This is a genomic window from Paenisporosarcina sp. P4_D4 (assembly GCF_056401835.1).
This window is the reverse complement of sequence record NZ_JBFUIO010000112.1, coordinates 1-6,245: the sequence shown is the minus strand read 5'-3', so window position 1 is coordinate 6,245 and position 6,245 is coordinate 1. Positions and strand designations below refer to the sequence as shown.

The 6,245-nt window shown below is 41.0% G+C and carries 4 protein-coding genes; all 4 read right to left on the bottom strand.

The genetic code is table 11. The features are described 5' to 3' along the window. Window positions 1-1,594, bottom strand: a 1,594-nt coding sequence (locus AC1DSL_RS15090; protein WP_477532803.1) for an ArdC-like ssDNA-binding domain-containing protein, incomplete at its 3' end; no start/stop codon positions are given. Next, the gene (locus AC1DSL_RS15085) at window positions 1,584-1,808 is read right to left on the bottom strand and encodes a hypothetical protein (RefSeq protein ID WP_394189523.1); all 225 of its coding nucleotides are present in this window, start codon (window positions 1,806-1,808) and stop codon (window positions 1,584-1,586) included. The genes AC1DSL_RS15090 and AC1DSL_RS15085, both read right to left, overlap by 11 nt. A 50-nt stretch (window positions 1,809-1,858) precedes the next feature. Beyond that, entirely contained in the window at window positions 1,859-3,844 is a 1,986-nt protein-coding gene (locus AC1DSL_RS15080; RefSeq protein ID WP_477532802.1) for a VirD4-like conjugal transfer protein, CD1115 family, read from the bottom strand. A gap of 15 nt (window positions 3,845-3,859) precedes the next feature. Continuing rightward, complete coding sequence (gene mobQ / locus AC1DSL_RS15075) at window positions 3,860-5,920, bottom strand: MobQ family relaxase (protein ID WP_477532801.1); 2,061 nt, start codon at window positions 5,918-5,920, stop codon at window positions 3,860-3,862. Window positions 5,921-6,245 lie beyond the last annotated feature (325 nt).

The following is a 6,245-nucleotide window of genomic DNA, read 5'->3' as shown; positions in this document are numbered from 1 at the left end:
CTAATTCTTGTTGTTTTTCTTTCGTTGCCACTGCTTCTTTTAATTCTTTGGTGTGACTGTGGTGAGGATTTAAGGACTCAATGTTTTTTTCTAATGCCTCTCGGGATTGCAATAATGGATTTTTCATTAAATGCCACCCTACCGTAATATTGTGTTGATGTTCGGCTTTAAAATTTTTCGCTTTAATATATTTGCCGACTCGTTCATTTAATAGTTTTTCATTTTTTGTCTGTAGATGGTTTATTTCTTTCACAGAAGTGACAGATAGAAATCGTTCGGTATTTAAGGACTGATCGATAGCTGTCTTCTGAATGAACTTCTGACCTTCAATCTTCTTCGCAAATGTCCGTTCAGTCGTTTTTCCTCCCTCAAGTGTCACCGAATATTTGCCATCTTCAATTTTGGTGACTTTCATGAAATCTTCGACCTTCTTGAACTCTTTCACGATTTCATTTTTGTTTTCCAATACGTTGATGACATGGTACCGGCTTTCCAAGTCACTTAACGGCACCAAGCGATTGGTATTAGTACGCAGGATGAATTGATTGTCACGAGCATTTTCTTCCACTTTCGCAAATAAGACCAATCCGTTCTTTGGATCTACTAACTGCATGGTTGGATAATTGTTTAAATCAATCTGAAGTTTTTCCTCCAACTCAGATTTCACTTTGGACGGATCGATGGATTGATAAAACTCGTTGATTTTTTCACTTTGTAGGGAATTGATTTGTTCAATCATCTGACTGGATACTTGCTGTACTTCTCGAATCGCTTGTTTGGCGACATTCAAGTCCTGAGCCCATGTCGCAATATAACCGGTTGAAGTCAGGTTGGTATCTAGCCCATAATATTTTGACACAATGTAGGCTGCAGATTCTGCCTGTGCTTCCTTATGACCACGAGGATATTGATGCATCTCACTTTCTTTGTTATGAAGAAGTCCGTGCGCATATTCATGAATGACCACTCTAAACTTGTCATCCGTGGTTTTGGAAACTGCTGTATTAATCACGATTTGATCGGTTGTGCGATTATAGGTCCCACCATAAGCTTCATGTTCATGATGTTCTTCTAAGATTGATAACGGATTCTTCTCGTCTGTGTTTACGTTCTGTACAAAACGGTCATACAGTTCGCTCAAAGATTCTTCCGACTGCAAATCGTTCTGGACGAAATCTCGAACATTGGGCAGTTCTCGGCCATTGGTTTGAGCAACATCAAACACCTTGCCAAACACATAGCCACTGATGGTTTCTTTTACTTTCACTTGCGGGTCGCCATACTCATCCGTAAGGACACGACCGGTTTCCTTGTCTACGGTCTGTTCCACTTCTTTTTGAAAGGTAGGAACAAGAATATCAATACTCTTTTCGCCTTTAATGACGTGACGTCCGAGCGCTTGCCATTGCTTGAAACTGCGGATCATGGTCGCATCCGGGTATTGAGAAGCGATCAGTAAAGCGTTATGGAAGGAATAATTATGCCCAGAAGCCATAACATTCAACAAGTCCTGGAATCGGTCATTTTTGAATAAATCTTCTAAGCTCGTCTCTAACCGTTTGGATACTTCAGTTAAATCTACTTTACTCGACATATTCAATCACGTCCTTTCGTACATACCAAGCCTCATATAAAGGCTCTAACCTGCCTTCAATACGAATGGGTGTGTAACAAGTTACCGTGTAATCTGCGATGTTTTCTTCTAAATCGAGAACACCATCATATGTAAGTGCCTCAAAAGGCACAGGGTCATAAAAACTTAATATCCGTTTGTCCGTTGCGAGAATTTCACTAATGGTCAAATACATCCAGTTCACTCCTTTTGGTGTGTGGGTTTAATCGAATCGTCCATCTGGAATTAAAAGAAGTTTTGAATGGTCACTTCTTTTTCTTTTAATCGCTTTTGAATGTCCTCTTTTTCAAGATCATGCTCTTCTTCAGTGAGCGACTCATTTAGTTCCAGCTCAGATTCATCAAAATCTAGATCCAGATGTTCCGATTGGTACCATTCTTCCTCGAGTATTCGAGTGGTTGTGCCGCCACTGACAGATGAAGGAGAATCAGCTAGTGGCTCATCTTCTACTGTTGCAGCGATTTGTGTTTCTACGACTCGCTCAGGTTCCTCAACTTGTTGATGTTGCTTGAATTGGTCGAGATAGTTTCCAAACACTTCGGATTGCCAAGCCTTTTCAAGTTTCATTGGGAACATGCCACTGACAAATAAGTAGCTGGTATCCTTTGAAATATTGGATAAGTCTCCTTCTGGAATCAAGGGCTTTTTCACATACTGTTCGGATTGACTGGAACTGGCACTCGATTTGCCACTCATGAAGCCTCCACTTTGACTGGTGGAACCGGTTTGAACTTTTGCCGTCGTTTCGCCAGCGAGTTGAGAGAAATACTTGATGGTCTCCATGTCCTTACTGCGCAAATATAAGAGTGTGTCATGGTTGGACAAAATAGAACGGGCCATTTCTTTTCCATACATCGCTTCAATCTGTCCGTTATCCTGAACGATCGTGTTCATGGATAACCCTAACCCTCGACAAGTGGCCAAAACGCGACCGTATTTCTCGATTTTTCCGATGTTCGCAAACTCATCTAATAAGAAAATCGTGGGGATTTTCAACTTGCCCCGATTTTCATCGGCCATTTTATAAAATTGAGAAATCAATTGGTCGAAAAAGACGGATGTTAAGGCCATGAATGGATTGTCATCCATGGGTAGCTTTACATATAAGATGCTCTTTTGTTCCTGGAACGCTCGGAAGTTAAAATCACTCATGCTCGTCATCTTGCTGATCTTATTTAGCGTGAAAATGCTCACCTGTGATGCAAATGATGATGTCACGCTTGCGCGCGTGTTGCCCCCAAGAGTCGTTAACCCTTTTAATAGTTGATACGCTGGATGATCTTGACTTAATTCATCTTCTACCCAGTCACGGAATTCATCTTCATCGGGTGCCACTTTTTGATTAAATGTTGCAATGACGTCTTTCATGCTGGCATTCTGTTTTTCTGTTTTGCAGTAAACAATCAATCCAGCTAACATTTTCTGCGCACGTTCCATGAAAAAGTCTTCTTTTCCATCTTTCGTGGAGTTTTTAGCAATCGTTAAAGATACACTTTGCGCATCCTGATCGTCGAGAACGTAATCAAGTAAATTGTAATGGTCTTCATTAAAGTTAATGAAATCAACTTGATAGACTTGATACCCTTGTTCACGCTTGATTTGGGCTGTTTCATGATAGAGTTCGCCTTTAGGGTCCGTGACGATAATCGATTCTTCTCGATTGTTTAACAAGTTCGGAAGCACATACGATTGACCTTTCCCACTCCCACTGGATCCGACCACATACACGTTGCGGTTATCGATGGACGTTTCACGAGGGATAATGAGCACTTGCTTTTTATTAGGCACTTTCCCTACAATCAAGCCATTTTCAAGCGACTCAAACGTCTTTGTCGGATTCGCTTTGTGATACTTGTTGCGTTTGGCTAACTGTTTTCCATTCATGACTTCCTGGGGCAGCGTAAAACGGGCTGATCCATGGACACCGTAGTCATGTGCATCTTCATAGGTTTTTTCAATCAAGTTCATCTTGGAAATAAACCAAAAGAAGAAGACGCCCATTAATAGAAGAATTAATAGTTTAGTTTGATTGTCGGCATCATTCATGACGTAATCAAGAGTACCGGGCACATCGAGTAACCGGTTGTTGAGGTCGCCTTTTAATTTCAATAACGTAAACAGTCCCGATAAAACATACCCAATCAGAAGAGTTAATAGGAATGTCATCGCTATTCGTAATCCGGCACCTTTTCGGAATTTTCGTTTCGCCATTCTTCCTCCACCCTTCTATAAGTCGACTTCTAAATCTAATTGCTGAYGGATGCGTTGATTCTTCGTTTTTCTCTTTAGTTYGGATGAAAGCTGTGTACTATGCTTTGTACCGTGAGAAGAACTAGATTGATGAATCAGTTGTTCAAGCAGTTCACTGGATGCTCGTCCCCCAATATAGTGTGAGATGTCTCGCTGCGCGGTTGATAAGCGATTGAAAAATGGATGAGCTTGCGTTTTTTCATAGGCTTGCTGCTTGGCTGATCGTTCCGTTTCCTGGACCGCAGCGAATCGTACACAGGCTTTTAAATTTGGCATGAACCCATTCTTCAACTCATCTTTGTAATAGCGCAAAATGTCAGCTTTTACTTGGAGTGGCAATGCATCGGTCTTTTTAAGTGTGCTTTCTTTTTCATCTGCAAACTTATGACGAATTAGCACCCCTAGTTGTTCGTTCGCCAACTCAGCTTTACGACTGCTTTGGATGAGAAGTTGTTGCATCGTATTCAACTTAATGGATAGAGAATACACTTTCTCAGCTTCCCCACGCGTTTTCAGAAGCGCCTCTTTTTCTTTACCCAATTTATTACGAGTTAGCGATTGAATCCGGACAGTATTGCTTAACGTATCGCTTTTTTCGACCAGTTGTTTGATTTCTGCAATCGCTAATACTTCTGACACGTCTTCAGGAGTAGGAACTTGCTCCAACCGATTCTGTTTTAGTGCTTCAAGAATGTCAGATTTAGCGAGAAGGACACGATCGTTCCATTTAAACTCTTCCGCAACATCCGGGTATATCCGATTGAACGCGCGATGTGTAATCAGTGAACAGACGTTATAAACTCGTTCGGTATGTTCTAGTAACATGTCTTGTGTTTTGGCTTCTTTTTCTCGCACTCCATCTTGATTCTCGTATGCTTCAAGTCGAGGAACAAATTGTTCATAGAATCGATCCAATGAAAAACCTTGGGACTGTAGAAATGCTTGGTTTTGTGTGTGATACGCTCTGTTGACAGCGTCAAGCAAGCCATGCGTAACAGTCATTTCTGTTTCTTTAGGTTCGAGTGTCCGCTCTCTCCAACGATACAATCCGTCTAAGTGCTGACGAACATTGGTGAACTGCATCTCTTGTTTTAAACGGCCTTGTAAAAAATGAATACTCTTCTGGTATTCAGGTTCGAGTTGACTCATCACGAGACTCGTTTCTTGGTGAAGAAGTTTCTCAATCGATGGTGCAGATTGATGAGCAGCAAGCGAAACTATTTTGGATTCCAGACGTGCAATTTCTTGATTGGTTTGGCGTATTTCTTGATTGAGCTGATGATAAAAAGTGAAGGCTACTTTTCCTTGCGCTGCCAATCGTTTCACGAACTGATATTCATTTCGTTCCAAACGAACTTCTGCGATCTTCTCCAATCCTTGTTCCTCAAAAGAAAGCGCTGATACGCTTTCGTTAATCCCGTTCTCTAAGAAAGAGTCGTTGATGGCCTCTGCATAAGCAAGTCTCCACTTCACCAATGTTTCTCTATCATTCCAATCCGTGGACGATTCCGTTTGGAAAATTTTCTTCCCATCTTCTGTTCGATTGATTTCTCCGTGTTCATCTCGTTCATATACTCTTCTCTTCTTATCTCCCCATGTACCGTCTTCCTTAAATGGGCGAACCGTCAATAAAATATGTGCATGTGGGTTATGTTCTTTATCTCGATGAATGGCGACGTCCGCCACCATTCCTTCATCCACAAAGTGTGTTTGAACAAATGTTTTGACGAGATTCTTTTGTTGATCGTGATTGAGTTCGAGTGGCAAAGCAATGAGAATCTCACGAGCTAGTTGGGCATTCCATGCTTTTTCTTTAGTCTCGACTTCATTCCATAATCTTTCACGGTCAAGAGTCCATTCGGGGGCGTGATCAGGTTTTAGGATGAATGCTTCAGGGGCTACCCCACGAGTTCGAAAGCTTTTGGTTTCTTCATCACGTTCTGAATACAAAGGCGTTCCACTTCGATAGCTGGCACTTGCTACTACTGATTGTGTTTTTTTACTGATCACGTTCGCTCGCAGCATGTAATAACTCATCTTAATTCCCTCCCCTCTTTTTCTTTTATGTTTTATATATCCGAAGGCGACAAACTTTTTGACCGAAGGCAAACCCCAGGGCACCACTTTAGTGGTGTATAAATGGGCACTCGTCTTTCAGTCCTCGGATTTATTGTACCATAATTTTTCATTTCTTATGGGAATATTTTTATTTATATGTTAATATTTTTATATATAAAACAAAATAGGAGTGAAAGATCAATGGCGAATAACTTTGAAAAGATTTTAACGATCGAACAACAAATCGAGAAATTAAAGGAGAAACAAAAACGATTAGAGGAACAAATGCAGATGAATATTGGAC